Origin of the sequence: Methylobacterium sp. Leaf125, assembly GCF_001423085.1 — a bacterium.
GTDB lineage: Bacteria > Pseudomonadota > Alphaproteobacteria > Rhizobiales > Beijerinckiaceae > Methylobacterium.
On sequence record NZ_LMNU01000004.1, the window covers coordinates 185,702 to 212,165 of the forward strand.

A 26,464-nucleotide genomic window follows, 5' to 3' on the forward strand; every position below is an offset into this window, starting at 1 on the left:
GCTGGGGCGCGTGGGTGTCCGTCATCGGGCCTTCGCCGCGGGCTGGCAAGGCGTGACGCGAGACGAAGGCGAGGTCCCGATGGAAGGTGACTGGCTGGCGCCGATCTGCGCCTATTGCGAGCGCGGCGATCCCGGCTTCTGGGCGGAGCCGGTCAACGCCCTGTCGAACGGCGCCTTCCTGGTCGCCGCCGCCCTGGCGACGGCGCGCGTGCGCCGTGCCCGGACGGGCGATGCGCCGGCCCTCCTGCTCAGCGCCCTGGTGGCGGTGGTGGGGGTCGGCTCGTTCCTGTTCCACACCCTGGCGGTGCGCTGGTCGCTGCTCGCCGACGTCATCCCGATCGCGCTCTTCATCTACGCCTACTTTCTGCTGGCGATGCGGCGCTACTTCGACCTCGGGATCGGGGCGGCGCTCGCCGCCACCCTGGCCTTCGCGGCGTTCAACCTCGGCCTGGAGCCCGCCCTCGACGGGCTCACGGGCCGGTCGACGGACGCGCTGACCAACGGCTCCCTCGCCTACGCCCCCGCGATCCTGGCGCTGGCGGGCGTCGCCGCCGGCCTGCTGACGCCGCGGGGCCCCCTCGGCCCGGCCCGGCCAGACGCCGGCCTCGGCCTCCTCGATACGGCTAAGCGCGAGGCCGGGCTCGGCCTCCTCACTCTAGCCAAACGCGAGGCCGGGCTCGGCCTCCTCGATCCGGCTAGGCGCGAGGCCGGGCTCGGCCTCCTGGGGGTGGCCGCGCTGTTTGCCGTCTCGCTCGGCTTCCGCACCCTCGACCGGGCGGTCTGCCCGGTCTGGCCCCTGGGCACCCACGCCGTCTGGCACCTGCTCAATGCCGGGGTGCTCTACGGGCTCATCGCCGTCGCGGTCCGATACCGTCGGCACCGATCGTAACGCCGGGGCTCCAGGACGGCCGGCCGTTTTGTTGCGCCCCCCGGCAAATCGTTGCAGAAGATCGGGCGGCGTCGAGCGCGGCATTCGCCTCCGACGATCGACGCCGAGCCCGCAGCGCCGCCGGACGCGGCAGGTCCCGGACGCGACAGGTCCACGGCGCGACAGAGTGACGGAACACACCCATGACACAGAGCCTTCGCCTCGGCGTTGCCGGCCTCGGCACCGTCGGCGCCGCCGTCGTCCGGATGGTCGCCCGCCGGGCCGAGGCCCTCGGCCAGACCAGCGGACAGGCGATTCGCGTCACCGCCGTCTCCTCGCGTGACCGGGGCCGCGACCGCGGCCTCGACCTCGCCGGCGTGACCTGGTTCGACGATCCCGTCGCCCTGGCGGCCTCCGGGGAGGTCGATTGCGTGGTCGAACTCATCGGCGGCGCCGAAGGACCGGCCCGGCAGACGGTGGAGGCGGCCCTGGCCGCCGGCAAGCACGTGGTCACCGCCAACAAGGCCCTGCTCGCCAAGCACGGCGCGGCGCTCGCCCGGCAGGCCGAGGCGGCGGGCGTGGCCCTGGCCTACGAAGCCTCCGTCGCCGGCGGCATCCCGGTGATCAAGGCCCTGCGGGAGGGCCTGACCGGCAATGCCGTGTCGCGCGTCTACGGAATCATGAACGGCACCTGCAACTACATCCTGACCCGGATGGAGCGCGAGGGCCTGACCTTCGAGGCCTGCCTCAAGGACGCCCAGGCCCTGGGCTACGCCGAGGCCGACCCGACCTTCGACGTCGAGGGCTTCGACACCGCCCACAAGCTCGCGATCCTGACGAGCCTCGCCTTCGGCACCGAGGTCGACGCCGAGGGCGTCTCCGTCGAGGGCATCGCGGCGATCCAGCCCCTCGACCTGACCATGGCCGAGGAGCTGGGCTACCGGATCAAGCTCCTGGGCGTCGCCCAGGCGGCGGCCGGCGGCATCGAGCAGCGGGTCCATCCGACCATGGTGCCGAAATCCTCCGCCATCGCCCAGGTCATGGGCGTGACCAACGCGGTCACCATCGACGCGGACGCGGTGGGCGAACTCACCCTGATCGGCCCCGGCGCCGGCGGCGAGGCCACCGCCTCGGCCGTGGTCTCCGACATCACCGACATCGCCGCCGGCACCCGCCGCCCGACCTTCGGGCGTCCCGCCGCCGCCCTGAGCCCGTCCCAGCGCGTCGCCATGCAGCGGCACGAGGGCGGCTACTACATCCGCCTCACCGTGCACGACCGCCCCGGCGTCGCCGCGGGCGTCGCCACCCGCATGGCCGAGCGCGAGATCTCCATCGAGAGCATCCTGCAGCGCCGTTCCGAGAGCGCGGCCTCGAAGGACCCGCATGGCCGCTCCGGCCAGCCGGTCCCCCTGGTGCTGATCACCTACGCCGCCACCGAGGGCACGATCCGGGACGCCCTGGACGCCATCGCGGCCGACGGCCTGCTCGCCGAGGCGCCCCAGCTGATCCGGATCGAGCGCGAATAGCCCCCGTGCGTCCGACATCGTACGATCCGGGGTGAACGAAGAAAAATGCGCGTCATGGTCGAAACTTAGTGCCTCACGCGCATTTTAGTTCATAAGGAGCGCCCGAGAGAGGCGCAGGGGCGCGAGGCTCACATGTCTGGTGGCAATTTGGAATCGCGCGCGCCGGTGGCCCGGTCCCTGACGCTGGAGCTGGCGCGGGTGACGGAGCGGGCCGCGATCGCCGCCGCCCGCCTGCGCGGACAGGGCCGCGAGAAGGAGGCCGACCAGGCCGCCGTCGATGCGATGCGCCTCGAGCTCAACCTGCTGCCCATCGACGGTACCGTGGTGATCGGGGAGGGCGAGCGCGACAACGCCCCGATGCTCTATATCGGCGAGCGCCTGGGCACCGGCGACGGCCCGAAGGTCGACATCGCCGTCGATCCCCTGGAAGGCACCACCCTCTGCGCCAAGGACATGCCCGGCGCCATCGCGGTGACCGCTCTGGCTGAGGCCGGCTCCCTGCTCGCCGCCCCCGACGTCTACATGCAGAAGATCGCCATCGGCCCCGGCTACCCGGCCGGCCTCGTCGATCTCGACGCCAGCCCGGCCGACAACATCGGCGCGCTGGCCCGTCACAAGGGCGTCGACCCGGCGCAGATCACCGCCATCATTCTCGACCGACCCCGGCACATGCAGCTCGTCGCCGCCGTGCGGGCGACGGGGGCCGGCATCCGCCTGATCTCGGACGGCGACATCGCGGGCATCATCCACACCGCCAATGCCGACGCGACCGGGGCGGACATCTACCTCGGCATCGGGGCGGCCCCCGAAGGTGTCATCGCCGCCGGCGTGCTCCGCTGCATCGGCGGCCACATGCAGGGCCGCCTGATCCTCGACAGCTACGACAAGCGCGAGCGGGCCGCCCAGATGGGCATCAGCGATCCGAACCGGAAGTACGAGCTGCACGACATGGCCCGGGGCGACGTCATCGTCGCCGCCACCGGCGTCACCGACGGCGCCCTGCTGAAGGGCGTCCGTTTCCGGCCCGGCCTGATCGAGACCGAGACCGTGGTCTATCGCTCGGCCAGCGGCACCGTCCGGCGCATGCTCTGCGAGCACCGCCTGCTGGGCGACGCCTGAGCGGGAAAGATCCGGGCTCGGACCGGCGAAGGCGCTGTCTCGGCCCAGGCCCCCAGAGCTCGGCACGACCGCCGCAAGATCGCGTACAGTCACGCCGGTTCCGTGCGAGAGCGGACGAAAGGTTGCCCCTCCGAGGATCGCCGGCCCGACAGATTCGGCCGAGAATCGGCGCCGCCGTCCTGCGGACGACATCCGAGTCGGGCAGCCCGGCTGACGCCGGGATCTGTCGCTCTCGGTACAGGCTACTGCGGATTCCATGTTCCTCTATTCTGGACTTGCGATGTCCAAGTCCTCCGCTCGACAAACCATGGATCGTCGGCACCGACGGACTGCCGAACACGAAATTTCATCGTATCGAACATTGATCGCACCAGGTTATCGATAGAACACAACGCAATACTCCGAATGAATGCTGAAATCCGCCCGGACGATCATCACGAAAATGTTTATGGGCACGCCAAAGCTATCGATCCGGAAATAAAGCGGCCTTCATCACTTCGGCAGACAAGGTTGGTCCATGAAACCGGAGCCGTCCGTCGAACCGACGGGGGACCGGATACCCGACCGTCTTTCCGGCAGATCACCGCATGCTCACCACCATCAAAGGCCGCCTGGTCACGCTGCTTGGCGTGATGGGTTTTCTGCTGCTCCTCGCCTCGGGGATCGGCAATTTCGCCCTGTCGGCGAATCACCAGAGCTTCAACACCGTCTTCGGCGACCGCATCGTCCCGCTGCGGCAGTTCAGCCTGATCCGCGATGCCTATGACGATCTGCTGGCGACGTCGCGCGCGCTGCGAAACCGGCAAGGGGAGGCCGGCCAGGCCCGCGCGAAGATCGAGGCGGACCTCACCAGTCTCGGGACCCAGTGGTCGGCCTACCTGGCGACCTACCTCACCCCGGAGGAGAAGGGCCTCGCCGCCGAGATGCAGCGTCGGATCGACCACAATGCCGCGATCGCGGCCGACATCCTGCACCGCCTCGCCTCCGGCGGCACGCCCGACTTCGACGCGACCCACGCGGCTCTGGTTAAGGGCCTGGAGGAGGCCAACGCCGTCCTGAGCAAGCTCACCGCGCTGCAGGTCCGGGAGGCGCAGACCGAGTTCGACCGCGCCGAGACCCACTCGGGCCAGTCGCGCCTGGCGCTGCTGGCCCTCGTCGCCCTGGCCACCGCCGCCATCGGCTTCGGCCTCTACACCGTGCTGGCCCTGGTCGTGCGCCCGCTCGGCGGCATGACCGGCACCATGGCCAAGCTGGCCGACGGCGACGTCACGACCGACGTGGCGGGCGCGCAGCGCCGGGACGAGATCGGCGCGATGGCCCGGGCGGTCCAGGTCTTCAAGGACGCCATGATCGCCAAGCGCGACGCCGACGCCGCCGCCGCGATCGAGAGCGCCGCGAAGATGCGCCGGGCCGAGATCCTGGACGCCGCGACGCGGGCGTTCCAGGCGCAGGTCTCGCGCCTGACCCACGGCCTGTCCTCCGCCGCCACCGAGATGGAGGCCACGGCGCGGGCGATGAGCCGCACCGCCGACCAGACAGCCGGGCAATCCCTCAGCGTCGCCTCGGCCGCCGAGCAGACTTCGGCCAATGTCCAGACGGTGGCGGCCGCGAGCGAGGAGATGGCCGCGTCGATCGGCGAGATCGCCGCCCAGGTCGCCCGCTCGGCGGCGATGGCGGAGCGGGCCTCCGAGAACGCGGCCGCCACCGACACGATCATCCTCGGCCTCGCCGCGGGGGCCGAGCGGATCGGCACTGTGGTGGGGCTCATCTCGGGCATCGCGGCCCAGACGAACCTGCTGGCGCTGAACGCCACCATTGAGGCGGCCCGCGCCGGCGAAGCGGGCCGGGGATTCGCGGTGGTCGCGGGCGAGGTCAAGGAGCTGGCCTCCCAGACCGCTCGGGCCACGGCGACGATTTCGGACCAGATCACGACGATCCAGGGCGAGACCCGCCAGGCGGTCACGTCGATCCGGACCATCGGCGCGACCATCGTCGAGCTGCGCAGCATCGCGATCGGTGTCGCGGCGGCGATGGAGGAACAGGGGGCGGCCACCCAGGAGATCGTCCGCAACGTGACCCAGGCCGCCCAGGGCACGCAGTCGGTGACCGTCAGCATCGGCAGCGTGACCCAGGCCGCCGGCGAGACCGGAGCGGCCTCGTCCCAGGTCCTGGCCGCCGCGTCCGACCTCGCGCGCCAGTCCGAACAGCTCAGCGCCGAGGTTTCGGGCTTCCTCGCCACCGTCCAGGCCGCCTGAGCGGGCTTGCCCGACGGTCGGCTTTCGGGGCTGATGCCGGACGCCCCGGATGCCGGGGCCGGCATCGGGAGAACGGATGAGCGGTTCCGACGACACCCGCCCGCGATCCGGGCCCCGGCGCCGCCTGCTCATCAAAGGCCTCGGCGCGGCAGCGCTCGGCGCTCTGTTGCTGGGGGCCGGGCTGCTGGGGACCGGGCTGCTGGGACACGGAGTGCCGGGGGCCGGACGCATCCCCGGGACTGAGGACGCGGTTCGGCGCAATCGCCAGATCGCCGATGCCCACCTCGCCGCGCGCCTGCCGGCGATCCGGGCGGCGCTGGCGGCGGCGCGGCCGGGCTTCCTGTTCCTGGCGGGCAACTCGCACGCCGAGCTCCTCGGGAACGCCCTGGCCGGCCGGGCCGACGTGGTGAATGGCGGGATCGGCGGCACCTCGGCCCGTCGCTACGCGGGCGAGATCGAAGGCCTGAGCGTCCCCGTCCGGGCCGGAGCAGCGGTGCTGTTCGTCGGTACGAACGACATCCTGCGGCGGGCCGACCCTCTGTCGGCGCGCACCGCGGGCGGGTTCGCGGCGGCGACGGCGCGCCTCCTCACGTGGCTGGGGACGCATGCGGATCGGGTGCTGGTGGCGGCGGTACCGCCGATCGGGCCGGGGGCCGAGGCGGAGCGCGATCCGGCGGCGGTGGCGGCCTACACGGCGATCCTGCGCGGGCTCTGCGCGCGGCAGGGCTGCCGGGTCTTCGACCCCTTCGCGGATCTGCGCGACGGGCCACCGGGCCTGACCACGCAGGCGGTGCCGCCGGACGGCGTGCACCTGCGCGACTACGACGCCCTGGCGGCCGGGCTCGAGACGCAGCTGCGTGCGCCGACGGCCGTTCCGCCGCCGAACTGAGCAGGCGGCGGCACGACGGATGCGGGGGCGACGCCGAGCCCCCGCGCGGGCTCGGTCAGTTGAACAGCGAGCCGACGCCGCCCTGGACGCGGCCGAGGCCCTGCTTGGCCACCGCGTTGCCGGGCTCGATCTGCGCGGCGCGCTGGTAGCTCTCCACCGCCTCCTTCTTGCGGTTGGACTTCTCGTAGGCGAGGCCGCGATAGGCCCAGGAAGTCGCGTCCTTGTTGTTGACGTTGAGCGCCGCGTTGTAGTCCTCGATCGCCTTGTCGTACTGGTTGGTGGCGATCAGGCTCTGGCCGCGGGCCGCGTAGGGCGCCGCCACGAAGGGGTTACGGTCGATGGCGGCGTCGAAATCCGCGATGGCCTGGGTGTTCTGGCCCTGCTTCTGACGGACGAGGCCGCGCGCGTGGTAGGCCTCGGCCGATTCCGGCGCCAGGCGGATCGCCTGGTTGAGGTCGGAGGTGGCGCCCTCGAGATCACCCTGGGCGCGCAGCACGTTGGCGCGGCCGATATAGGCCGGAGCGTAGTTCGGATCCGCCGAGATCGACTTCGAGAAGTCCTGCAGCGCGGCATCGTTGCGGCCGATCTGGCGGTTGGCCAGGGCGCGGTTGTTGTAGGCCGAGGCCGAATTCGGGTCGATCTGCACCGCCTTGGTGAAGTCGCCGATGGCGTCGTTAAACTGGCCGGCGCGGGCATAGGCGGCGCCGCGGGTCACGTAGGCCGCCGCGTCGTTGGGATTGCGCTGGATCACGTCGGAGAGCGAGGCGATGTTGACCGTGGTGGCGCCCGTCTGGTCGGATTCGAGCACGGCGAACTGGCGCGACGCGGTGGCACCGCCGCCATAGGTCTCGCAACCGGCCAACGCGGCCGCCACGAGCGCCGTGGCCCCGATCAGCCCCGCCTTCGATGCCCGCAGCTTCAAAACCGTCATGGTCCTCGCTCCCCCCGGCGTCGCGCGCGACACCGCCCCCGATTCGATTGCGTCCCGTGCCGGTCCCCGCATGAAGGGGGCCGGTTGCGCCGGCACCATCCCGCATCGCGGTGAATGCGCGCTTAAAGTCGGCGACGGGTTCCGCTCAAGCGGTCGGATGTGGCGAAGGTATGACCCGCCCGACCCGCCGCGCCGAAACGGCCGGCGGGACCGTCGGTTGCCGGGTCGGTGTCACAATCGGGCCGCGGTTCGGGCGACGGTTCGGGCAGCGTCTCAGGGTCTCGGCAGCAGCTGGGTGACGTGGCCCATCTTGCGGCCCGACCGGGCCTCGCCCTTGCCGTAGAGGTGGAGTTGCGCCCCCGGCCGGGCGAGGATCGCGGCCCAGTCGTCGACGTCGGCGCCGATCAGGTTGTGCATCTCCACCGCCATGCCGCCGACCCGGGCCGAATCGCCCAACGGCCAGCCGCAGACCGCCCGGACGTGCTGGGCGAACTGCGAGGTCGTCGCGCCCTCGATGGTCCAGTGGCCGGAATTGTGGACCCGCGGGGCGATCTCGTTGACCACGACCCGGGCGGGCCCGTCACCTTGCGGCACCAGGAACATCTCGACGGCGAGCACGCCGACATAGTCGAGCGCCTCGGCGATGCGACGGGCGATGCCGATGGCGGCCGCCTCGGTCTGCGGCGCGATGCCGGGGGCGGGGACGCGGGTGACGGCCAGGATGTGGTCGCGATGCTCGTTGGCGCAGGGGTCGTAGGCCGCGAAGGCCCCGTCGGTCCCGCGGGCAGCGACCACCGAGACCTCCGCCTCGAAGGGCACGAAGCCCTCCAGGATGCAGGGTGCACCGTTGAACTCGGCCAGGATCGCGGCGGGATCGACCGCGCCCTCGGCCCGGATCATGCGCTGGCCCTTGCCGTCGTAGCCGAAGCGGCGGGTCTTGAGCACCGCCGGGCGGCCGATCTCGGAGAGTGCCCGGGCGAGGTCCTCGGCCGTGTCCACGGCACGGAACGGCGCGGTCTCGATGCCGAGGTCGTTGATGAAGCGCTTCTCGGTCAGCCGGTCCTGCGTCGTGGCGAGCGCCGCGGCGTTCGGGTGCAGCGGCGCCTTCGCGGCCAGGGCCTCGGCAGCCTGGGCCGGGATGTTCTCGAACTCGTAGGTGACCACGTCGACGCTCGCCGCGAAGCGCGCCAGGGCCGCGACATCGTCGTAGGCCGCGATGGTGGCCTCGGCCGAGACGTCGAAGGCCGGGCTGTCGGCATCGGGGGCGAAGACGTGGACCCGCAGGCCGTAGGTGGCGGCCGCGAGGGCGATCATGCGGCCGAGCTGGCCGCCGCCCACGATGCCGAGGGTCGCGCCGGGGCGGATGTCGGGGAGGGCGGTCACGGCGATTCGCTTTTCAAGACACGTTACAGGTCACGGCGGAGGAGAACTTACGGCAGGTCGGTCACCGGGGTCTCGGCGACGCTCGCGGTCTGCGCGGCGCGCCAGGCTTCGAGCCGCGCGGCGAGGCCGGGATCGGTGAGGGCGAGGATGGCGGCGGCGAGCAGGGCGGCGTTGACCGCGCCCGCCCGGCCGATCGCCAGGGTGCCCACCGGGATGCCGGCGGGCATCTGCACGATGGAGAGCAGGCTGTCCTGTCCCGACAGGGCCTTCGATTCCACCGGCACGCCGAGGACGGGGAGGGGGGTCATCGCCGCCGTCATGCCCGGCAGGTGAGCGGCGCCGCCGGCCCCCGCGATCACCACCTGGAATCCCTCCGCCTTGGCACCCTTGGCGAAGGCGACGAGGCGGTCGGGCGTGCGATGGGCCGAGACGATGCGGTCGTCATGGGCGACGCCGAGCGCATCCAGCGTCTCGGCGGCATGCTGCATGGTCGCCCAGTCCGACTGGCTGCCCATAATGATCGCGACCGGGGAGGCTGCCGCCATGGTCGTCAGATCCCTTCGCGATCATGTGGTGGACGGGCCGTGCGACGCGCGGCGGCCCCTGGAACGCCGAATACAAAAGCGATGGCGCGCCCGCAAGGCGCGTCCCGCACGGGCCGCCGCCCGCCGGGAGGCCCGGTCAGGCAATGATGTCGGGGGTGATCTGGTCCTCGAGATACGAGATCCGGTCGCGCAGGGAGAGCTTGCGCTTCTTCAGGCGCTGGATCTGCAGCTGGTCGGCCACCACCCCGACCTCGAGGGCATCGATCGCGCCGTCGAGGTCGCGGTGTTCCTGCTTCAGCCGTGCCAACTCGTCGGCGGGTTCCACCGACGCATCGTTATCGAACTGGACCGCCATCGCACCTGATGTCCCGGGACGCTTTCGCGGCAGACCATGCGACAGCCGCTCGGCCTGGGCAAGAACCCGCCGCGCCTCCTGCACAACCATCCGCCTGCACAAACATCCGTCAAGCCTAGCCGTCGATAGGCTTCGACAGCCGGCTGATCATATGTCAGTCTGGCCGCGTCGAAACGAGACAGGAGACACAGCTCATGTCACTGCAGACGCACCTGACCCAGCTCGCCCGGAAGCACGAAGCCCTCGAGCAGGAAATCCACGACGCCACCCTCCGACCCTCGGCGAACGATCTGCGAATCGCAGAACTCAAGAGACGCAAGCTCCACCTCAAGGACGAGATGAACCGCCTGCGAAGCGGATCCGACCAGCTGCATTAGCGGCCGCTCCGGCCCCACCTCATCGTCTCTCGAATGTTCGCCGCCGCCCCTGGTCCCCAGGGCGGCGGTTTTGGTTTCAGCATCCTCGCGCCCCCGGGCCCCGCGGCGGCGGTTTTGGTTTCCGACGGCTACGTAGCACGGAGGGCGGGCGCAAAAGTCTGCGGTTCACGCTGTTCGGCCGGATGGCGCAGCAGTCCGTCGCCGGAAATTCGGCTAGAGTGCGGAGAAACCGGCAGCACGACCGGTTCCGCAGGATACGCCATGGACGCTACGCCCCACGCCCCGAATCCGTTGCCCGGCCGCTATGCCGAGGCCCATGCGGCGTCCCTGCGCAATCCGGAGGCGTTCTGGCTGGACGCGGCCCGGGCGATCGACTGGTCCCGCCCGCCCACCCGCGCCTTCGACGGAGCGGCCGGCGCCTATGGCCGCTGGTTTCCCGACGCCACCCTGAACGCCTGCCACAACGCCGTGGACCGGCACGTCGCGGGCGGTCGCGGCGACCAGGCCGCGATCCTGTACGATTCGCCCGTCACCGGCACGAAGCGGCGCATCACCTACGCCGCGTTGCACGGCGCGGTGGCGGTGCTCGCCGGGGTCCTGCGCGACCTCGGGGTCGGACGGGGCGACCGCGTCGTCATCTACATGCCGATGGTGCCCGAGGCCCTGTTCGGGATGCTCGCCTGCGCCCGCCTGGGCGCGGTCCATTCGGTGGTGTTCGGCGGCTTCGCCGCCAACGAACTCGCGATCCGTATCGAGGATGCCGCGCCCAAGGTGATCCTCGCCGCCTCCTGCGGCCTCGAGCCGAGCCGCGTCGTCGCCTACAAGCCGCTCCTCGACGCCGCCATCGCCGCCTCGTCGCACAAGCCGACGGCCTGCCTGATCCTGCAGCGCCCGCAGGCGGCGGCCGACCTCGTGCCGGGGCGCGACCACGATTGGGCCGAGACGGTGGCGCGGGCGGAGGCCGGGGACCGGCGGGCGGCCTGCGTGGACGTCGCGGCCACCGACCCGCTCTACATCCTCTATACCTCCGGCACGACGGGAAAGCCCAAGGGCGTGGTGCGGGATACCGGCGGCTACTGCGTCGCGCTGACCTGGTCGATGCCCAACCTCTACGACGTGGCGCCGGGGGAGACCTACTTCTGCGCCTCCGACATCGGCTGGGTGGTGGGCCATTCCTACATCGTCTACGCGCCCCTCCTGCACGGCTGCACCACGGTGCTCTACGAGGGCAAGCCGGTGGGCACGCCCGATGCCGGCGCCCTCTGGCGGGTGGTCTCCGAGTACGGCGCCGCCTGCCTGTTCACGGCGCCGACGGCCCTGCGGGCGATCAAGAAGGAGGATCCGCGCGCCGAGCGGGTCGGCTCCTACGACCTGTCGGGCTTCCGCTCCCTGTTCCTGGCCGGCGAGCGGGCCGACCCCGATTCGGTGGCCTGGGCGGAGCGGGCCCTCGGGCGCCCCGTGATCGACCACTGGTGGCAGACCGAGACCGGCTGGGCCATCGCGGGCAATCCCGTCGGTCTCGGCCAGCTCCCGGTCAAGCACGGCAGCGCCTGCGTGCCGATGCCGGGCTACGACCTCGCGGTGCTGGACGAGGCCGGCAAGCCGGTGCCCGCGGGCACGATGGGCACCATCGCGTTGAAGCTGCCCCTGCCGCCCGGCTGCCTGCCCACGCTCTGGGGCTCGGAGGAACGCTTCCGGTCGAGCTACCTCGCCACCTTCCCGGGCTGGTACGACACCTCGGATGCCGGCATCGTCGATACCGACGGCTACGTCACCGTGCTCGGCCGCACCGACGACATCATCAACGTCGCCGGGCACCGGCTCTCCACCGGCGGCATGGAGGCGGTGCTGGCGAGCCATCCCGACGTGGCCGAATGCGCGGTGATCGGCATTCGCGACGCCCTGAAGGGCGAGCAGCCCTGCGGCTTCGTCGTGCTGAAATCCGGGGTGGATCGCCCGACCCAGGCGATCGAGGGCGAGCTCGTGGCCCTGGTCCGCGAGCAGATCGGCCCCGTGGCGGCCTTCAAGCTGGCCTTGACCGTGCAGCGGCTTCCGAAGACCCGCTCGGGCAAGATCCTGCGCGGAACCATGAAGCGCATCGCCGACGGCGAGCCCTGGACCACCCCGCCGACCATCGACGATGCCGGTGTCCTCGACGAGATCGGCGTCAGCCTGAAGAACCGGGGGATCGGCGCGGGCTAGGCAGGAACGGGAGGCCGGGCACGAGTCGCCGCGGACGAGTCGCCGGGGACAGATCGCAAAGGACGGGTTGGCGGGAGACGGGTAGCCAAGCGCGCGCCGACGCGCCACCTATGCGGGGATGCAGCCAAGCCGGAGCCCCGCATGACCGCCCGCCTGTTCGAGCCCCTGCGCCTCGACAATCTCACCCTCGAGAACCGGATCATCGTCGCGCCGATGTGCCAGTACTCGGCCCATGCGGGCCAGGCCGGCGACTGGCACCTCATGCATCTCGGGCAGATGGCGATGTCGGGGGCCGGGCTGCTCACCCTGGAGGCGACGGCGATCTCGCCGGAGGCGCGGATTTCGCCCACCGACCTCGGGCTCTACTCCGACGAGACCGAGCGCGCGCTGGGCCGGGTCCTGGACGCGGTGCGCGGCGACGCCCCCGTGCCGATCGCGATCCAGATCAACCATGCGGGCCGCAAGGCCTCCAGCCGCGCCCCCTGGGAAGGCGGTGCCCAGATCGACCCCGAGGCGCCGGACGGCTGGCGCACGGAAGCGCCCTCGGCCCTGGCGCACGGGGAGGGCGAGGCGGCGCCCAACGCCCTCGATTCGGAAGGGCTGAAGCGCATCCGCGACGGCTTCGTCGCCACCGCGCGCCGGGCCTTGCGCCTGGGCATCGACGGCTTCGAGCTGCACGGGGCACACGGCTACCTGCTGCACCAGTTCCTGTCGCCGCTCTCCAACCAGCGCACCGACCAGTATGGCGGCACGCTCGCCAACCGGATGCGCTTCCCGCTCGAATGCTTCGAGGCGGTGCGCGAGGCCGTGCCGGCGGGCAAGCCGGTCTGGATGCGGGTCTCGGCCACCGACTGGGTCGACGCGGGCTGGACCCTGGAGGAGACGGTGGAACTCGCCCACGCCCTGAAGCGCCGGGGCGCGGCCGCGATCCACGTCTCCACCGGCGGCCTCTCCACACGCCAGCAGATTCCCCTCTCGGCCGGCTACCAGGTTCCGTTCGCCGAGCGGATCAAGGCCGAGACCGGCCTCACCACCATCGCGGTCGGGCTCATCACCGAGGCCGCCCACGCGGAATCGATCCTGGCCCAGGGCCAGGCCGACGCGGTCTCCCTGGCGCGGGCCCTGCTCTACAATCCGCGCTGGCCCTGGCACGCGGCCGCCGAGCTCGGGGCTCAGGTGCGCGCCCCCCGGCAGTACTGGCGCTCGCAGCCGCGCCAGTTCAAGGACCTCTTCATCGACACCCGGCACGGACAGCGCTGAGCCTGCCTCACGGCGGGCCCGGTCACCGACCGCTCTGCATCGACCACCCCGCTGCGGCGGGCATTCCGGAAGAGACACACGCACCATGGACGACGACGACGACGTCACGACCTTCGCGGTGGAGCGCGTCCGCCTCGACATCGAGAACGGCATCACCCTGATCTCGGGGGCCGACGACGAGGAGGAGCCGGCGGGCTACTTCATCATCCAGATCGAGAAGGGCGACCCGGACGGGCCGCTGATCGAGGTCTTCGGCGAGGACCTGACCCAGTCGGACGGCGTCACCCGGCTCGAACTCGGCCTGCGCCACCTGCAGTTCGCCTTCGACCCGGGCAGCACCATCGGGGCCGAGATGCCGTCCGTCCGCATCGAGTCCCGCACGGAGATCCCGGAGGGCGTGCGCGCCCGCCTGTCCGTGGCGTTCGGCAAGCGCGCGAAGCGCGCGTGAGACTAAGGCCGGGGAAGCGCGCGAAGCGCGCGTGAGACGGAGACCGGGCAAGCGCGCGAAGCGCGCATGAGACGGAGACCGGGCAAGCGCGCGAAGCGCGCATGAGACGGAGACGGGGCAAGCGCGCGTGAGACCAAGAACAAGCGCGAAGCGCGCGCGACGGAGAGCCTGTGCGGAGCGCGGCCGACACCAGGACGCGCGCGGAGCGCACGTGAGATCAACCCAGAGCGAGGCGAAGAGGGATTCCGTGGCGATCAAGGTCGGCGACTACGTCGCATCCGACGACAACGAGGCCACCATGACGGTGGTGGCCCTGGAGGGGGACCGGGCGCTCTGCCGTTGGTTCGTCGACGGCGACGTCGACGGCGACGAACAAGAGGCCTGGATCGACCTGGCGACGCTGACCGTTCTGTAGACGGGGCGAACGGAGCCGGAGGGACCATGTCCGAGATCGAGGAGAAGCGGCACGAGATCGCCGAGTTAATCGCGCTGGAACTCGGCCTCGGCGACCTCGAAGGCTTGAGCGCGGCCGACCGGGCCGCCGTGGACCGGCAGACTGCCGAGACCATCGCGGGCTGCGGGGTGGACAGCCCGGACCCCGCCGACTGCACCGAGGCCAACATCCGCCTGCGCGGCCTGCTGCAGCAGTATCGCGCCCTGCAGATCCTCCGGAGCGACGAGGCCGATGCGCGGCTGGCGGAGGAGGGCGAGGTCTTCGGCCGCGAGGACGATGCCTGAGGCGGTCCTCAGCGCGCCACCGCCCCGACCATCGGGCCGAGGGGGCGGCTGAGGTCCGAACGGTTCATCGACGGGGCGTAGAGACTCGACACGCTTCCGTCGAGGAAGAGCGCGTTGCGGCAGCCGAGGGTGTCCTTGAACAGCCGCGCGAAGGCGCCGAAGCTCACCGGGCGCTCGGAGATCGCGAACACGGCGGTGCGACCGTCGTCGCGGACCCCGACCCCGTTGCGGATCTTCTGACTCGGGCCGTCGGCGGAGATCTTGGGGTGGATATGCCCGTCCACGACGAGCATCGGCCCCGACTGCGTGGCGAAATCCGGCTTCGGAGCGCTGCGCAGGTAACGGCCCGTCTCCATCACGCCGGCGCGCTCGCCCTTGACCCAGAAGATGCCGTTCGGCTTCAGGTGAAAGTTGCCCGGTCCGTTGGCGGTGGAGACGCCCTTCAGTTCGCGTCCGTCCTCGATGTAGAGCCCGACCGGGGCCTGGCCCTTGTCGTACATGCCGGCATTCATCGCGAAGCGCAGGCCGGCCCCCTGCTTCTCGGCCAGGGTCGAGAGCGAGGAATAGGGCAGGCCGTCGGCTCCGAGCCAGAACAGCCGCACCCGCTCGCGGCGCAGGTCGACCGTGCAGACGGTGTAGGCCTCGCCCTCCGCCTGGACGGCCCGGCAAGGGGCCGAGGCCGGGGCCGGGGCAGCCGCCGGCGCGGCCAGCGCCGGACCGCCGAGGGCGAAACCGAGCCAGGCGGCGCGCAGCAAGGCGGCGCGCAGCAGGGCGGGAACCGGGAAGCGGCTCATCCGAAGGCGAGCCCGCACGACATCCTGCACCATGGTCACCCGCATCGTCCCCGACCGCGCCTGCCGGAGGATCGAAGCGGCCGGCCACGCTTCCTCGCCCGAAACCCCGGGCGATTTCAAGGGCGGTCACCGGGGCCGGACCTCGCGCGCTCGACCAGGACCCAGGACCCTTGACGTGGACGTGGCGGGCTTCACGATGACGGGAGAGGCAAAACGCGCATGAACCCTTCCGGGTGCCACGGCGTTTGAGCGTCCAAGGGGACGTTTCGGCTTCTTTCGGAGACGATGTGATGAAACGAGTTGTTCTGGCCTCGGCGGCCATGATCGGCGCGCTCGCGATGATTCCCGCCACGGCGGAGGCGCGCGGCGGTTTCGGCGGCGGTGGCTTCCACGGTGGTGGGTTCCACGGCGGCGGCTTCGGTGGCGGTGGCTTCCGGGGCGGATTCGGTGGATTCCGGGGCGGCTTCGGCGGCGGCGGCTTCCGCAATGCCGGCTTCGGTGGCTACCGCGGCGGCTTCGGCGGCTACCGCGGTGGGTTCGGTGGCTACCGCGGCGGCTATTACGGTCGCGGCTACGGACGGGGCTACGGCTACGGCCTCGGCGGACTGGGTCTCGGCGTCGGCCTCGGGCTGGCGGCGGGTGGCCTCTACGGTGGCTACGGCCCGGGTTACGGCTACGGCTACGGCTACGCTCCGGTCGGTTACGGCGCCTACGATTACGGTTACGGCGGCGGCTGCTACACGGTCCCGCGCGTGCGCTGGACGCCCTACGGCTACCGCCGGGTGCTGGTCGAGCGCTGCTACTGATCGGATCGCCCGATCTGATTCGCGATCGGGTTCTCGGAGGGGCCGCCGCGTGCGGCCCCTTTTTTTCGTCGGCGGCCCGTCCGTGCCTCAGTGGCGGCGCTCGTCCCGGCGCATCGGCATCGCGTCGATGGTCTCGAACAGCGCGTCGGCCCGAATCGGCGCCGTCTCGGTGCGCTTGGCCTCGCCGTCCTTGCCCACCAGCACCACGCGAAAGCCGTCTCCCGGCAGTCCGAGGGCCGCCCGCAGGCGCCGTGCCTCAGGCGTGTCGCCGAAGGCCTCGCGGATGACGAGATCGCGCTCCTTCATGCCGGCGCGGGCTTTCTCCAGCGCGCCGCGCTGGGCCGTGACGCGCGGATCGCCGGCCTCGGGCGCGGAGATCACCAGCACCCGCGACCTCCAGCGGTCGCGCGCCAGCGGGTTCTCGGCCGCCTGGGCCGCCGTGACGCCGAGCAGCATCGCCCCGATCATCCGCCATCCGCATGCCATCCTGACCTCTCCCGTGCCGGTCCCCGTCCCGGGACAACGCGGGGAGGGCACCCCGGACCCGTCGCCCGACCCGCGCGGAATTGTCATCGGCCGCTTCCGTCCCATCTGTCGGGGGATCTCCCGACCGGGCGCGGCCGCCGCGCACCCGTCGCCCATCGCGAAACGCTTCGCGACCCCCCCGGAGGCCCCGCATGACCAACGTGAACCGCCGCATCGTCCTCGCCGCCCGTCCGCACGGTGAGCCGAACGCCTCGCATTTCCGGCTCGAAGAGACGCGGATGCCGGTGGCGAAGGCGGGCGAGGTGCTGCTCGCCAACCACTATCTCTCCCTCGATCCCTACATGCGCGGACGCATGAGCGCGGCGAAATCCTACGCCGAGCCGGTGGCGATCGGCGACACCATGGTGGGCGCCACCGTGGCGGAGGTGATCGAGTCCCAGCATCCCGACTACCGTGTCGGCGAGACGGTGGTGGGCTTCGGCGGCTGGCAGGACTTCGCCGTCTCCGACGGGCGCGGCCTGCGCCGCCTCGATCCCGAGGCCGCCCCGGTCACCACCGCCCTCGGCATCCTCGGCATGCCCGGCATGACGGCCTATACGGGCCTCCTCAACATCGGGCAGCCCAAGACCGGGGAGACCGTGGTGGTGGCCGCCGCGACCGGACCGGTGGGCTCCCTCGTCGGACAGATCGCCAAGCGCAAAGGCGCCCGCGCGGTGGGCATCGCGGGCGGCCCCGAGAAATGCGCCTTCCTGCGTGACACCCTCGGCTTCGACGCGGCCGTCGACCACCGCGCCGAGGATTTCCCGGATGCGCTGGCCGCCGCCTGCCCCGACGGGATCGACGTCTATTTCGAGAATGTCGGCGGCGCGGTCTTCGACGCGGTGCTGCCGCTCCTGAACAACTTCGCGCGTATCCCGGTCTGCGGCCTCGTCTCCGGCTACAACGCCACCGAGCTGCCGCCCGGTCCCGACCGGGTGCCGGTGCTGATGCGCGCGATCCTGTCGAAGCGCCTGCACGTCCAGGGCTTCATCGTCTGGGACTTCGCCGCGCAGGAATCCGCGTTCCTGCAGGACGTCGGGGCCTGGCTGCGCGAGGGCCTCGTGGTCCATCGGGAAGACATCGTCGACGGTCTCGAGAAGGCCCCGGACGCCTTCGCGGGCCTGCTCCAGGGCCGGAATTTCGGCAAGCTCATCGTCCGGATCCGCTGAGCGGACCGCAGGGCGCTTCCTCCAAGGGTGCCTTGCTGAAATGGCAGAACAAAGATAGAACATACGTGCGCCACGCTGCCCTGAGAGTCACGGGGACATCCCGCCGACCGCGATTGCCGCCGGGGGCCGAGAGGCCCATGACAGGGCGGCGTCCCGGTGGTTCGGGGTCGCAGCGCGCAGTGAGATCGATCGGTAGGAGAGAGCGGCATGGCCGGCAGCGTGAACAAGGTGATCCTGGTGGGCAATCTCGGGCGCGACCCCGAGACACGACGCCTCGCCTCCGGTGATCCCGTGGTCAACCTGCGCATCGCCACATCGGAGTCCTGGAAGGACAAGATGTCGGGCGAGCGCAAGGAGAAGACCGAGTGGCACTCGGTGGTGATCTACAACGAGAATCTCGCCCGCGTGGCGGAGCAGTACCTGCGCAAGGGCTCGAAGGTTTACATCGAGGGCCAGCTCCAGACCCGCAAATGGGCGGACCAGTCCGGCGCCGAGAAGTACACCACCGAGGTGGTGCTCCAGCGCTTCCGTGGCGAGCTGACTCTTCTCGACGGCCGCAGCGGCGGCGGTGAGATGGGCATGGACGAGGAGAGCGGCGGCCAGATCAGCCGTGGCGGCGATTTCGGCGGCGGTGGCGGTGGCGGCGGACGCGGCGGCGACCGCGGCGGGGAATACGGCGGCGGCCGCTCCTCGGGCGGCGGCGAGCGCCGGCCCTCTTCGGGCGGTGGCGGCGGCGGTGGCGGCGGATCCAAGCCGAACTTCGACCTCGACGACGACATCCCGTTCTGACGTGCGGTAACTCATAGATTGTCGTCTAATGCCATTAACATACGGCCCGGATTGAGAAATCCGGGCCGTAATCGTTTGTACAAACGAGACGAAATTTAGGCGCAAAGATGCGGTATCTATTTTACGTCCGCTAAGTGGCGCAAGGTGCTGGAATGGATCGGGAAACTGCTCCCTACACCGTAAAGACAATCATCTTCGAGAACGGTGAGCGCTGCCCGGCCATAGCCCAGGCGTCCGGCATGTTGGCGTACGATCCAAACGTCTATGGCATGGTCGTGCTGCGAGAGCGTGGGGGGTCGTCGAGTTCGAACGAGGCTCACTTGCGCGCAGTGATCATCGCCCTGAATTGGGCGGCGCGCCGCGGCATCGACCTCAGAGTGCGGGTGCAATCGCTCGAACTTCTCACCCCGTTTGAGGTGGCCGACCTGCGCGACACGTTGCGCGCCGTTCAGCGTAAGCCGCGATCCTCGAAGAAGGGACGCGCAAAGCCGCAGAAGGTCGTGGTGGCGCCGGGCACCCTCTTCAACCGCTGCCTTATGGTCCGGGATTACCTGTCCTGGTTCGCCCGCGCCGCGATCCAGCGCATCCGGGTGGATGACCCTAAGATCCTTGAGGCCCGCGAGCGGCTGGAATGGTTCGAGCGCGAGATGGTCGCGAACCTGCCGAAGCCACGCAGCCCTGACAAGGAGGGGCTCGGCAAAGCCGCCCGATCGCTCTTCCTTGAGGTCATCAGGCCGGACAGCGATCGCAACCCGTTCCAGCGTCGACACCGCCACCGGAACTATGCGCTCCTCCTCCTTTACTATGAGACCGGGATGCGTCGCGGAGAGGCCTTGAAGCTGAAGGGCGAGCACTTGATGCTGGCTGGCGGGCAGCCGAGGGTACGCATCATCCGGGACCCGGATGACCGGAAGGATACGCGGAAGATCGAGCCCAAGGTGAAGACACAGCCCCACGACGACGAGATCAGCTCGGAGTTAGCTCGTGCGCTCCACACCTGGATGGTCGACCATCGGACGGACGCGGATCGGTATCCCGGGGCGAAGAGGACCCCGTACTGCTTCGTCTCCCGCCGGGGGACGCCGCTTGGCGTGCGGACCGTCAACGACATGTACGACCTTTTAGCCGAGAAGGTGCCGGAGCTGGGTACCGAGGTTTATCCCCACATCCTTCGCCACACCTCCAACGACAGGTTTTCCGAAGCGGCAGCCGAGCTGGGTCTGTCCGACGCTGAGGAATTACAGGCCCGGAACTACAAATTCGGTTGGAAGAAGGGCTCCAAGCAGGGCGAGCGCTACAAGAATCGACATGCCCGTGAAAGCGCTGATCGTGTCGTACAGCGCATGCAAGAGAAGAGCGTGGAGGGCCGCAACCGTTGAAACTCGCTGCTGCTGCCCCTGAAGCACAATTTCCTTCGCAGGGAATCCTGCTCGATCTAGCTGGCTTACCAGTTGATGCTAACGGCATTGAATGGCGTCTCAACGATGTTGGCAAACGCTCTGTCTTGGCTTGGCGCAACATTCCAATCCGCTCGCCAGACACACTCGCAGCGACCGCCTCGCACATCGCGAGGCTGATCAAGACGCATTCGCCTGCCCATGTCAGAAACGCATTCCACGCCCTCACATTTTTGAAAAACTCCGAGAGCTTCGTTGCGTCCGACGAAGCGAGAGCGGAGATCCCGTCAAAGTTCTTTAGCGAACTGCGCCTTGCTTTAAAGCAACAGTCCTATCTGCTGCATTATGTAAGGCACTGGTATCGAGACTGTGTGGATCTTGGTTGCACCTCGTTCTCCGCTGAAACAGCTTTTGAGCTTTCCGAAAAGGTAGTTGGTGGCAACCGAAAGGGTCAGGCGGTCTTTTCGCTTGACCCAGATGAAGGCCCTCTTAGCGACCTTGAAATCGTCGGTCTGCTTAACGCGCTTCGAGGTAGCGCACAGGCAAACTCAATGCCGTTGGCGGAGCGAGCAGCGCTTTGGCTCTGTGTCGCGTTAGGCGCGAACCCAATCCAATATGCCCTGCTGCGCGAGGAAGACATCGAAGTCGCGGATGAAGAGGGGCAACGCTTCGTTCAGATTCGGATACCTCGAATGAAGAAAGGTGCGGATGCTCCAAGGGCCGAGTTTCGCACGCGTAAGCTGACCCTGGAGATCGGGAAAGTCGTTCTTGATTTGATCGATGAAAACCGCCGTCATCGGGAAGCAGACGCGCTTCCCGATGACGGACGTGGAAGACCGGTTTTTGTAAGAAAACGCCTTCGTTTAAGCGACGGCCCGTTGGAAGAATACGGATGGCATACTTATGCGCAGGAATTTACCAAACTTGTCAGCTCGGCGGTAGTGCGCTTAGGCGTTATCTCGCCGCGCACTGGCAGAGCAATGCATGTGACGACCCGCCGATTGCGCTACACCTTCGCAACGCGCTTGGTCCGCGAGGGGGCCAGCAGGCGAGACCTCGCGGAGGCCCTTGATCACACCGACCTACAAAACGTTCAGGTGTATTTCGACATCAAGAGCGACATCGTCGAGTCCCTCGACAGGGCGATGGCCCTGACGCTCGGGCCGGTGGCTCAGGCCTTCCTGGGCAAGCTGGTCGGCAGCGAGGCGACGGCGGCCCGGGGCGACGACCCACGCAGCCGGATCATGGTTCAGGACCGGTCGAGCGGGAAGGCAGAGGGGCTCGGGACCTGCGGTCAGCACTCGTTCTGCAGCCTCTACGCCCCGGTTGCCTGCTACACCTGTCACCAGTTCCAGCCATGGATGGACGGCCCCCACGACAAGATCCTTGAGACGCTGCTCTTCGAGAGGGAGCGCCGCGCTGCAGCGGGCCAGGACGGACGCATGGTGTCGCTGCATGACGCGACCATTCTCGCCATCGGGGACGTGATAACGCGGATAGAGGCAATCAGCGGAAGGGCGGTCGCATGACGTTGCACGCACTAACCTCCGCTCGGCACACAGGCGCTCAAACCAACCTAACCAGGATGATCGAGAAAGCTCGCAAAGCCGGGGCCTTCGGCTCGATCGTGTTCGAGTCCCCGGTGTGGAGCGTCGATCTCGTTAAGACCAAACGCGCGTCCAGCGGGCGAGCGCAGGTGCACAAACTTTATTTCACCGAATCCAAGGCCGGGTCCCGTAGCGAGGAGGACCGCCAGCCGCTCCGGGAGCCGTTTGGCGCCTTCCTGAAGGCCATCGTCCGGCTGCGCGAAGATGCGGCTCCGAAGCACCTTGATGACCACGCCACCCTGCTTCGTGCCGGACGTTACCTGCACGCCGAGATGGAGAGCATTGGCTACGACCCGTGCCTGCTCCTCCCTGATCATTTCGATGCCGCTGCGCGTGCTTCCGTGAAGGCCGACGCCGGCTCAACGGCCTACGCCCTCGGCAAAAAGCTGGTCGAGATCGCGGACTGGATCAACCGCTATAATACGGCCCGCGTTCGCATCGACTTCCGGAATCCGAACCCGCGGATAGACGATACGAACGCGCGAATCGGAAAGGACGCTGATGCGCGTCGCGCGGCCAAGCTGCCGAGCGACGCGGCCCTCGACGCGCTGGCCGAGATTGCCAACCTGGTAACCGAGGATGTCGACGTCCTTCGCATGCGGACCATCGAGCTACTGGTCTGCGGCGGTTGGCGGATCAACGAGCTCCTGAGCATCCCCGCCGACTGCGAGGTGGAGGAAGCCGCCTACGAAAACGGGAAGCCCGTCCTCGGGGCGGACGGGCAGCCGGTCGTGCATTATGGCATTCGGTACTATGGCGAGAAGGGCGCCCCACCCTTGCCGAAGTGGATCCCAACGCCGCTTGTCGACGTCGCCCGCAGGGCCGTGGCGGACATTCGCCGCATCACGCAGCCTACTCGTGATGCGGTGATTTGGATGGCCGCGAACCCCGGGCGGATCATGGTCCCGGGCTTCATCGACGCTGACCTCGAAACGATGATGCCCCCGCAGGAAGTCGGCGCCGCGCTTGGGTTCGCCGGCCGGTCGGCGGGGCTCCAGTGGTGCCGAACCTGGAACATCCCGCTCCATGGCACCAAAGCGATCTTGGTGCGGCGGCGGGACGTGGCTGCCGCCATCCGGGCCGAGATCCCGTCACCACCGGCCGACATCCCATTGGAGCTGTCGGAGTACATGTTTCTGACGCCAGCGAACTTCACCCACGCCGACCGCGCTACGATCCCTGGCTCGGTCCGGTTCGTAACCGACGGCATGATCGCGAGCTTCATCGGAGGCCACAGCGAGACACGGTCGGTTTTCGACCGGTTCGGGAAATCGGATGCGGGTGGCCAGCCGATCCGGATGAACAGCCACCAGTTCCGCCACTGGCTGAACACCCTGGCTCAGCACGGCGGCATGAACCAGCTTGAGATCGCCCGCTGGTCGGGGCGTAAGGACGTCTCGCAAAACGCTGCCTACGACCACGTCTCGGGTGCGCAGCTCGCCTCACGGCTGCGGGACCTGGTCGAGGCGGGCCAGATCAAGGGTCCCCTGGCGCAGGCGCACGCGCGCCTGGCGCCCCGGGACAGATCCCGGTTCCTTGAGGCGCAAATCGCGACGGCGCACGTCACGGACATCGGGCTGTGCATCCACGACTGGAGCCTCGCACCGTGTGCGAACCATGGTGCCTGCGCCGATTGCGGCGAGCACGTCGTCCTCAAGGGAGATGAGAGGCAGCGTGAGGCAGCGGTGCGTCTGTTGGACGAGACCAAGTTCCTGCTCGGACGGGCTGAGGAAGAGGCTGCCGACGAGACCTATGGGGCAGCGAGGTGGGTCGAGTCCCAACGTCGAGTCGTGTCAGGGCTGGAGAGGATCGTCGCCGTTCATTCGGACGTCGCCGTCCCCGAAGGGACCTTGGTTCACGTCCCGCCAGCGCCAGTAGCGTAGGCTCAGCGACGTCCGTCTATCCCTCATCGCCGGACCATCCGCGGCTACCACTGCATGGACATGCGCCGTGGAACCCGTATGGCCTTCGGCAGGTCGTCCAACGAGCCCGCCACCAGGTGGATGAGTGTAGCCGAGACAGCGCCATCGTCGCCTGAGCCGCCGATGCGGACGCGACGCGTTCCGGCACACAAGCCGATACCCGCGGCAGCTAAGGTGTCGATCAGCTCCTGGAAATCGGAGTTGACGCCGAGCTTCTGGGTCTCGCTGTAGCAGTCGTGGACGTCGCCGTAGTCCTGGAAATAATCGCGCAGCGTTGCCAGTGCCTGCTCCGCGGAGGGTGACATGTCGACGAGCTGGGAATGTTGCCAGCCTTCGGCCAGGTCGGCGAGCTCACGCAGCTGACGGCCGCCGACGATGGGCTTGATTTCGACCTCGACTGTCTCGCGCAGAAGCCGCTCGTGCTCCGCCCTGATCCGCTCGAAGTTCGGCAGGGGCCAGGGCATGTTAAAGGCATCCAGAACCTGAAATTCCAACGCGCCTGCTAGGGCCCTTCGCGTATCGGTACTGCTCGGTTCGCCGCGTTCGACCCGCTGCACCGTGCGGACCGTCACCTTGGCGATCTCCGCCAGCGTCTCCTGCGTCCAGCCGCGATTGTCGCGAAGGGCCGCTACGACGGCGCCGATCTCACGGCTGGTCAGCAAGCGGTCGAGTTGGTCTGTGTCCGTCTCGCTCATCGGTGAACCCCTTCGTTCGTATGGAAGGAGTTTGCCTCGATCTGTCTGGATCGGCCACGACAGGGACCCGACAGCCAATTCCCTGGCCTTAGGGCCCCGCCAGCCCCGAGGGGGACGTACGCCGGCCCGGCTCCCGGGATGCGGACCCAGTCCGAGCCGGATGTCAGACGAGGAAGAATCCTTTCCGGTCGCCGATGCCCCTCTCGCCGGCGAACACCGTGATCGACGCGTCGTCGCCCAGCGGTATCGGGGGCGCATCGTTCTCGATGATGACGTACTGGATGTCGCCGGAGGTACGGATCAGGTACTCGTAGAAATGGTGCTTGAGCTGGGTCTCGTTCAGGACCTTCTCGTCCTCCGACAATTCACCGTGCTTGGACGTATGGGGGTCGCGGAAGCTCAAAAGCGGGCTGTCGAGGGCGATGATCCCGGGATGAGGCCGACCGTGCCGACGGCAGTAAACCAACACGGCGATCTTGAATGCCGCATGCATCAGGGCGCGGACGCCCTTGCCGTTCCCGCGCCGGTTCTCGCCGTTCAGCAGGATGTCGTGGGTCTTCGCATCGAATGAAACCCGCGGGGCCCCCGGAAACTGCCAGGCATGCAGCACGGCTTGAACGTCCTCCGCGAACTCATCTCCGACCGGGCCGGCGACGCCTGCCGAGACGCTTCCGCGAGCCACTGTGGTCGGCTTGAACGCCGCGATCTCGACCCGGCGCGATTGCAAGTCCTCGATACGCCGAACTACCGATAGGCCCCGCCGAATGTGTTCCCGCGCTTGGTCGAGGCGCTCATAGGAAGCACGGGTTGAGCTCTCTAGGGGCTGCTCGGCCACAATGGACGCCTCTATTTTGAGGACCCGGTCCGCGAGTTCGACGATCGACGCGTCGAGGTCTTCGCGCCTCTCGATCAGGGTCGCGATCGTCCGCTGCAGGTCGGCCTGCTCCGAGCGAACCTTGGCAACCTCGGCCTGGACCGCCGTGTAGGTCTTTTCGACCTCCTCCAGACCATGGATCCGTGGTTGATCCTCCGGTGCTGCGCCGCAATGTGGGCACGTCCGCTTCGAGCCGGCGAGTAACGCAGCGCCGCCCTCCGCCAGGGCGGCGAGCCGCGTAATGTCGTTATCGTAGACCGAAGCCAGCAGGTCGAAGCGGCCGAGCGTCAGGACGATCTCGGAAAGTCGGTCCTGCAGCGCGGCCGCCTCTTCCAGGACGATCCGACGGTTGGCCCGCAACGCGTCGATCCTCTCCTGCCGGTAGGAAGCCTCGGCTCCCACCGAGGCGAGGGTCACGGAGATCCGTTCCTCCTGGTCGGAGAGGTCCGCGCTGTCCGGCCAGGCCTGCAGCTCCACGTTCGCCTCGCCTATGAGCTCGTCGATGAGCTCCAGCTTGCCGGCGTTGCCCCTGCGCTGTGTCTTGGCGTCCTCCGTGGCGACCGTGGCAGAGCCATCGATCCCGGTCAGGAGGAACTTGAAGACGTTCCTGTCGAGTGTGTCGCCGGAGTGCCGGTCCAGCTGGATCGGGGTCCACTCGGCCATCATGCTCGTCTCGTCCGTAAGGACGTACGGGGCGAAGTGGCGGATCGTGAAGGCGCTTTTCTCCGCCAACAGCGTTCGGTCGATCCGTCGATCCACGATGCCAAGCTCGTTCAGAAGATAGCCCGAGAGGGTGGGTGTCTTGGCCTTGTGATCGGCAGAAAGGGTACGGACGTGCGGTCCGGGAGCCCTGAGGTCTACGTCGCCCTCGTACAGGACGTAGTTACCGCCGGACACCGGCCTGGCGATCGTGACCCGGCCACTCGTTGGCAGGTCGAGGCTCAGCCAGACGCGATCGTAGCCGGCCAGCATCCGGATCTCGGGAAGGGG

General features: G+C 69.1%; 25 protein-coding genes. 17 read left to right on the forward strand and 8 right to left on the reverse strand.

Going from position 1 to position 26,464, the window contains the following annotated elements; all coding sequences use genetic code 11:
• Positions 1-79 precede the first annotated feature (79 nt).
• From ASF58_RS07885 to ASF58_RS07905, 5 genes are all read left to right on the forward strand, one after another.
• On the forward strand, positions 80-889 hold the full coding sequence (locus tag ASF58_RS07885) for a ceramidase domain-containing protein (protein WP_055949944.1): 810 nt from the start codon (positions 80-82) through the stop codon (positions 887-889).
• 182 nt (positions 890-1,071) lie between these two features.
• Positions 1,072-2,394 (forward strand): homoserine dehydrogenase, encoded by a 1,323-nt coding sequence (locus ASF58_RS07890; RefSeq protein WP_055949947.1) that lies wholly within the window; start codon positions 1,072-1,074, stop codon positions 2,392-2,394.
• Positions 2,395-2,526: 132 nt separating this feature from the next.
• Positions 2,527-3,513, forward strand: a complete 987-nt coding sequence (glpX, locus tag ASF58_RS07895; protein ID WP_055949950.1) for a class II fructose-bisphosphatase — start codon at positions 2,527-2,529, stop codon at positions 3,511-3,513.
• 587 nt (positions 3,514-4,100) lie between these two features.
• A complete protein-coding gene (locus tag ASF58_RS07900) occupies positions 4,101-5,768 on the forward strand; it encodes a methyl-accepting chemotaxis protein (RefSeq protein WP_055949952.1) in 1,668 nt (555 codons plus the stop codon).
• A gap of 76 nt (positions 5,769-5,844) precedes the next feature.
• The gene (locus ASF58_RS07905) at positions 5,845-6,657 is read left to right on the forward strand and encodes an SGNH/GDSL hydrolase family protein (protein WP_055949955.1); all 813 of its coding nucleotides are present in this window, start codon (positions 5,845-5,847) and stop codon (positions 6,655-6,657) included.
• A gap of 55 nt (positions 6,658-6,712) precedes the next feature.
• Here the strand turns inward: ASF58_RS07905 and ASF58_RS07910 are convergent, their stop codons facing one another.
• The 4 genes from ASF58_RS07910 to ASF58_RS07925 all read right to left on the reverse strand — a co-directional run bounded on the left by ASF58_RS07910 (position 6,713) and on the right by ASF58_RS07925 (position 9,871).
• The gene (locus tag ASF58_RS07910; protein ID WP_055949958.1) at positions 6,713-7,588 is read right to left on the reverse strand and encodes a tetratricopeptide repeat protein; all 876 of its coding nucleotides are present in this window, start codon (positions 7,586-7,588) and stop codon (positions 6,713-6,715) included.
• Positions 7,589-7,861: 273 nt separating this feature from the next.
• Positions 7,862-8,971 carry a 5-(carboxyamino)imidazole ribonucleotide synthase gene (locus ASF58_RS07915; protein ID WP_082512913.1) on the reverse strand — a complete coding sequence of 370 codons (1,110 nt, stop codon included), beginning with the start codon at positions 8,969-8,971 and terminating at the stop codon, positions 7,862-7,864.
• A gap of 47 nt (positions 8,972-9,018) precedes the next feature.
• Positions 9,019-9,516 carry a 5-(carboxyamino)imidazole ribonucleotide mutase gene (purE, locus tag ASF58_RS07920; RefSeq protein WP_055949965.1) on the reverse strand — a complete coding sequence of 166 codons (498 nt, stop codon included), beginning with the start codon at positions 9,514-9,516 and terminating at the stop codon, positions 9,019-9,021.
• A 136-nt stretch (positions 9,517-9,652) separates the two neighbouring features.
• A complete protein-coding gene (locus ASF58_RS07925; RefSeq protein WP_055949968.1) occupies positions 9,653-9,871 on the reverse strand; it encodes a DUF465 domain-containing protein in 219 nt (72 codons plus the stop codon).
• Between the two features lie 194 nt (positions 9,872-10,065).
• Between ASF58_RS07925 and ASF58_RS07930 the strand changes: the two genes are divergently transcribed.
• From ASF58_RS07930 to ASF58_RS07950, 6 genes are all read left to right on the forward strand, one after another.
• A complete protein-coding gene (locus ASF58_RS07930; protein ID WP_055949971.1) occupies positions 10,066-10,248 on the forward strand; it encodes a DUF465 domain-containing protein in 183 nt (60 codons plus the stop codon).
• 261 nt (positions 10,249-10,509) lie between these two features.
• Positions 10,510-12,450: a propionyl-CoA synthetase gene (locus ASF58_RS07935; RefSeq protein ID WP_055949974.1), complete on the forward strand. Its 1,941-nt coding sequence runs from the start codon at positions 10,510-10,512 to the stop codon at positions 12,448-12,450.
• A gap of 141 nt (positions 12,451-12,591) precedes the next feature.
• Positions 12,592-13,710 (forward strand): NADH:flavin oxidoreductase/NADH oxidase, encoded by a 1,119-nt coding sequence (locus tag ASF58_RS07940; RefSeq protein ID WP_055949976.1) that lies wholly within the window; start codon positions 12,592-12,594, stop codon positions 13,708-13,710.
• A gap of 85 nt (positions 13,711-13,795) precedes the next feature.
• Positions 13,796-14,158: a hypothetical protein gene (locus tag ASF58_RS07945; protein ID WP_055949978.1), complete on the forward strand. Its 363-nt coding sequence runs from the start codon at positions 13,796-13,798 to the stop codon at positions 14,156-14,158.
• Between the two features lie 211 nt (positions 14,159-14,369).
• Positions 14,370-14,573 (forward strand): hypothetical protein, encoded by a 204-nt coding sequence (locus ASF58_RS25660; protein ID WP_156375579.1) that lies wholly within the window; start codon positions 14,370-14,372, stop codon positions 14,571-14,573.
• Between the two features lie 26 nt (positions 14,574-14,599).
• A complete protein-coding gene (locus tag ASF58_RS07950; RefSeq protein ID WP_055949980.1) occupies positions 14,600-14,896 on the forward strand; it encodes a hypothetical protein in 297 nt (98 codons plus the stop codon).
• 8 nt (positions 14,897-14,904) lie between these two features.
• Here ASF58_RS07950 and ASF58_RS07955 read toward each other — a convergent pair whose 3' ends face one another.
• On the reverse strand, positions 14,905-15,690 hold the full coding sequence (locus ASF58_RS07955) for a phosphodiester glycosidase family protein (RefSeq protein WP_055950120.1): 786 nt from the start codon (positions 15,688-15,690) through the stop codon (positions 14,905-14,907).
• Between the two features lie 290 nt (positions 15,691-15,980).
• Here ASF58_RS07955 and ASF58_RS07960 point away from each other — a divergent pair, with 290 nt between their 5' ends.
• On the forward strand, positions 15,981-16,496 hold the full coding sequence (locus ASF58_RS07960) for a hypothetical protein (protein ID WP_055949984.1): 516 nt from the start codon (positions 15,981-15,983) through the stop codon (positions 16,494-16,496).
• A gap of 87 nt (positions 16,497-16,583) precedes the next feature.
• Here the strand turns inward: ASF58_RS07960 and ASF58_RS07965 are convergent, their stop codons facing one another.
• On the reverse strand, positions 16,584-16,982 hold the full coding sequence (locus ASF58_RS07965) for a DUF4174 domain-containing protein (protein WP_055949987.1): 399 nt from the start codon (positions 16,980-16,982) through the stop codon (positions 16,584-16,586).
• A gap of 191 nt (positions 16,983-17,173) precedes the next feature.
• Here ASF58_RS07965 and ASF58_RS07970 point away from each other — a divergent pair, with 191 nt between their 5' ends.
• The 5 genes from ASF58_RS07970 (at position 17,174) to ASF58_RS07995 (ending at position 23,866) form a co-directional block, all read left to right on the forward strand.
• Positions 17,174-18,190 carry an NADP-dependent oxidoreductase gene (locus tag ASF58_RS07970; protein WP_055949990.1) on the forward strand — a complete coding sequence of 339 codons (1,017 nt, stop codon included), beginning with the start codon at positions 17,174-17,176 and terminating at the stop codon, positions 18,188-18,190.
• 207 nt (positions 18,191-18,397) lie between these two features.
• Entirely contained in the window at positions 18,398-18,979 is a 582-nt protein-coding gene (gene ssb / locus ASF58_RS07975) for a single-stranded DNA-binding protein (RefSeq protein ID WP_055949992.1), read from the forward strand.
• A 152-nt stretch (positions 18,980-19,131) separates the two neighbouring features.
• Positions 19,132-20,358 (forward strand): site-specific integrase, encoded by a 1,227-nt coding sequence (locus tag ASF58_RS07980; RefSeq protein WP_055949994.1) that lies wholly within the window; start codon positions 19,132-19,134, stop codon positions 20,356-20,358.
• Positions 20,355-21,905, forward strand: coding sequence for a site-specific integrase (locus ASF58_RS25665; protein WP_156375580.1), 1,551 nt, complete (start codon positions 20,355-20,357; stop codon positions 21,903-21,905). The genes ASF58_RS07980 and ASF58_RS25665 overlap by 4 nt, the downstream gene beginning before the upstream one ends.
• Positions 21,906-21,961: 56 nt before the next feature.
• Positions 21,962-23,866, forward strand: coding sequence for a hypothetical protein (locus ASF58_RS07995; RefSeq protein ID WP_156375581.1), 1,905 nt, complete (start codon positions 21,962-21,964; stop codon positions 23,864-23,866).
• 44 nt (positions 23,867-23,910) lie between these two features.
• Here the strand turns inward: ASF58_RS07995 and ASF58_RS08000 are convergent, their stop codons facing one another.
• Together ASF58_RS08000 and ASF58_RS08005 are read right to left on the reverse strand one after the other, a co-directional pair.
• Positions 23,911-24,600, reverse strand: a complete 690-nt coding sequence (locus ASF58_RS08000; protein ID WP_055950007.1) for a helix-turn-helix domain-containing protein — start codon at positions 24,598-24,600, stop codon at positions 23,911-23,913.
• Between the two features lie 163 nt (positions 24,601-24,763).
• Positions 24,764-26,446, reverse strand: coding sequence for a hypothetical protein (locus ASF58_RS08005; protein WP_156375582.1), 1,683 nt, complete (start codon positions 26,444-26,446; stop codon positions 24,764-24,766).
• Positions 26,447-26,464 lie beyond the last annotated feature (18 nt).